The organism is Streptomyces sp. FH025 (genome assembly GCF_017427025.1).
Classification (GTDB): Bacteria; Actinomycetota; Actinomycetes; order Streptomycetales; family Streptomycetaceae; genus Kitasatospora.
Window position 1 is genome coordinate 1 of sequence record NZ_JAFLNG010001120.1, and the last position, 1,518, is coordinate 1,518.

Here is a 1,518-nt window from a genome sequence, read left to right on the forward strand (position 1 = left end):
CAGGACGCCGTGCTGCATGGCGAGGATCATCTTGATCACGCCGCCGACGCCGGCGGCGGCCTGGGCGTGGCCGATGTTGGACTTCAGCGAGCCGAGCCAGAGCGGACGGTCCTCGGGACGGTTCTGCCCGTAGGTGGAGAGCAGGGCCTGGGCCTCGATCGGGTCGCCGAGCCGGGTGCCGGTGCCGTGCGCCTCCACGGCGTCGATGTCGTCGGTGGTCAGCTCGGCCGCGGCCAGCGCGGCGCGGATCGCGCGCTGCTGGGCGGGGCCGTTGGGGGCGGTGAGGCCGTTGGAGGCTCCGTCCTGGTTGACCGCCGAACCCCGCACCACCGCAAGGACCTTGTGGCCGTTGCGGCGGGCGTCGGAGAGCCGCTCGACCACCAGGACGCCGACGCCCTCGGACCAGCCGGTGCCGTCCGCGTCGGCCGCGAAGGACTTGCACCGGCCGTCCGGCGACAGCCCCTTCTGCAGGCTGAACTCGACGAAGGTGCCCGGGGTCGACATCACGGTGACGCCGCCGGCGATCGCCAGCGAGCAGTCGCCCTGGCGCAGCGCCTGGATCGCCAGGTGCAGGGCGACCAGGGAGGAGGAGCAGGCGGTGTCGACGGTGACGGACGGGCCCTCCAGACCGAAGGTGTACGAGACCCGGCCGGAGAGCACGCTGCCGAGGCTGCCGGTCAGCCGGTGTCCGTCCGCGCTCGGGACGGGTTCGTGCAGGTACGGGCCGTAGTCGTGGTACATCACACCCGCGTAGACGCCGGTGCGGCTGCCGCGCAGGCGGGCCGGGTCGATGCCGGCCCGCTCGAAGGCCTCCCAGGACGCTTCGAGCAGCAGTCGCTGCTGCGGGTCCATGGCGAGGGCCTCGCGCGGGGAGATGCCGAAGAACTCGGCGTCGAACTGCGCGGCGTCGTGCAGGAAGCCGCCCTCGTGCGTGTAGGAGGTGCCGGTGCGGTCAGGGTCGGTGTCCTGGAGCCGCTCCAGGTCCCAGCCGCGGTCGGTGGGGAACGGGGTGATCGCGTCCCGCCCGTTCTCCAGCAGCTCCCACAGCCCCTCGGGCGAGCTCACCCCGCCCGGGTAGCGGCAGCTCATGCCGACGATGGCGATCGGCTCGCGCGAGGCGGCGACCAGTTCCTGGTTCTGCTGGCGCAGCCGTGCGGTCTCCTTGAGCGAGTTCCGCAGCGCCTCTACCACGGCCTCTGACGACGTGGCCGACGAGTTGGTGCTCATGCTGTTGCTTCTCCCAGGACTCTTCAGGAACCGAGGTTTTCGCTGGCCATTCGGACCAGGGCGTCGACGTCGAGGTCGTCGAGGTCGACCAGGCCGGGGGCGGTGCCCTCACCACTGGTGGTGGCACCGGTGCCGGGGGCGCTCGTCGGGGTGGTGACGGGGGTCGCCAGTTGGAGCAGGCCGTCCAGTAGGCCGGCCTCGCGGAGGCGGGCGATCGGGAGGCTGCCGAGCAGCCGCCGGATCTCACCCTCGTCCGGTTCGACGAGCGGCTCGGCGGCACCGGCGGCCGGG

Annotated in this window: 1 protein-coding gene and 1 pseudogene; both read right to left on the minus strand. The window is 72.7% G+C overall.

What is annotated here, in order from left to right:
- Positions 1 to 1,227 (minus strand): beta-ketoacyl synthase N-terminal-like domain-containing protein (locus tag J0670_RS37830; protein ID WP_243438085.1); only part of this gene is annotated, 1,227 nt, incomplete at its 3' end.
- Positions 1,228 to 1,250: 23 nt separating this feature from the next.
- Positions 1,251 to 1,518: pseudogene (locus J0670_RS37835) on the minus strand (hypothetical protein); the annotation flags it as partial.